The 1479-nt window shown below is 46.9% G+C and carries 2 protein-coding genes and 1 pseudogene; 2 read left to right on the forward strand and 1 reads right to left on the reverse strand.

Features of this window, described 5'->3' with window-relative positions; translation table 11 throughout:
- Positions 1–390 precede the first annotated feature (390 nt).
- Both CAGGBEG34_RS00020 and CAGGBEG34_RS00025 read left to right on the forward strand, forming a co-directional pair.
- Positions 391–666, forward strand: coding sequence for a hypothetical protein (locus tag CAGGBEG34_RS00020; protein WP_006681916.1), 276 nt, complete (start codon positions 391–393; stop codon positions 664–666).
- Between the two features lie 226 nt (positions 667–892).
- A complete protein-coding gene (locus tag CAGGBEG34_RS00025) occupies positions 893–1168 on the forward strand; it encodes a hypothetical protein (RefSeq protein WP_238984909.1) in 276 nt (91 codons plus the stop codon).
- 4 nt (positions 1169–1172) lie between these two features.
- Here CAGGBEG34_RS00025 and CAGGBEG34_RS11250 read toward each other — a convergent pair.
- Positions 1173–1479 (reverse strand): annotated as a pseudogene (locus CAGGBEG34_RS11250) (DotA/TraY family protein); the annotation flags it as partial.

The following is a 1479-nucleotide window of genomic DNA, read 5'->3' on the forward strand; positions in this document are numbered from 1 at the left end:
CGGCTGAGAATGGCAGCTTCTCGATGCGGTTAAACAACAACTGGGCTTTCATGTTGATAATAATGCCAACGTAAAGAATCGTTGTCAAACATACCAACATATGTTGGTAAGAAGTATGATGAAAGTCAGCGTCAAAAGACAAATCCACAACGAGCCGTGCCGCGCGTGAATCTCTCTCCCATACAATTCCTCATTCATCATCATTACCTGTGCTATATGTATTGGCCTCATCCAGCGACTTGACCGCTTTCAACGGTGTTGTTAGCATCTGAAAAGCAATAACGCCACGCCTTTAGTGACAGTCGACTGCGACTTTACCCTATTTTCGGCTATGAACCCTGACGTTACATTCCTTAACTGAATAGTCCTTTAAAGCAAAGGAGACAAAAAATGTTCATGAACGCCATGATGGATGCCGCAGCCATCAGCATGAATAATGCGCGAGAGAGAAAAAATGCCGATGAGTGGATGGCATATGCCCAAAAGCTTGAACGCGACGTCCGTGTTTGTGAAGGTAACGCAGAAGGCCAAAGAGCAATAAAGGATGCTGCCCTAAAAGAGTTGGCGCGGCTTGATCCAAACAATTACCTGCTGATCCAAGAAAATCGTACTCGGATTTTTGACGCTGCATATAACCCAATCATGGAAGGTCGTCGTACATCATAACCTAAGGATTATTGTTTGACTGTAGGATATTTTGTTTTAGACGACGCACCAGCTGGCACCGCAGTTCCTTTACCTCCCCCTACCCTCTGCAATAAAGAAAGCGAACGGCTGATGGAGATCGTGGATTCTGGAGACCGCGTAGCGAAGGCCAGCCTACGGTTTTTACCTTATTTGCAGTGGCGAATCCTTTGCGTTATATTTTCTAAAAAATAACCTCATATCAGTGTTGGCAAAGGACGAAAATATGTTGAATCCAACAAACATTGCCGATTCATATTGGCTCGGCGTGGCGGAAGGCGAAGCTCAGAAAGCCACTCAACTCGCTCAGGAATGGAAAACCTATGCTAAAAGCGTCGAAGCTAACCTAGCCGGCAGCGAGGCGGTAAAACAAGCTGCTTTGCAAGAATTGGCAAAGCTCGATCCGAAAAGCTATTTGCTCATTCAACAAAACCGCCAGAAAATCTTTGATGCTGCATATGACGCTATGTTAGCAGGTCAATAATCACTCATCCTTTCCGTCTCTCAGTCGGTCCTGGTCTCCCTATATTGCCACCAGAGCCATTCCCTGCAGATCCTCTATCTTTCCCGAATACGCGTGACGCATGGCTGCCGGCATGCGATACGGCCTGTCCATGATGCGCTTTAGTCTTGTCGTCCATATCGGTTCCGATACGACTGCTCATTGATCCGCCGATCCAGGTCAAGACTTGATCGGGCACGACATTAATTAGACCAAAGCAGGTGTTGCACAGCGTCAGGCACATGCCGACGTACAGCACGATAAAGCACAGAATGCTGACGATGCCGGTGATT

This window comes from Candidatus Glomeribacter gigasporarum BEG34, assembly GCF_000227585.1.
Classification (GTDB): Bacteria; Pseudomonadota; Gammaproteobacteria; order Burkholderiales; family Burkholderiaceae; genus Glomeribacter; species Glomeribacter gigasporarum_B.

Bases quoted from the DNA above. Each gene is read 5' to 3' on its own strand.
- CAGGBEG34_RS00020 (WP_006681916.1), top strand. From the start codon at position 391: ATGTTCATGAACGCCATGATGGATGCCGCAGCCATCAGCATGAATAAT.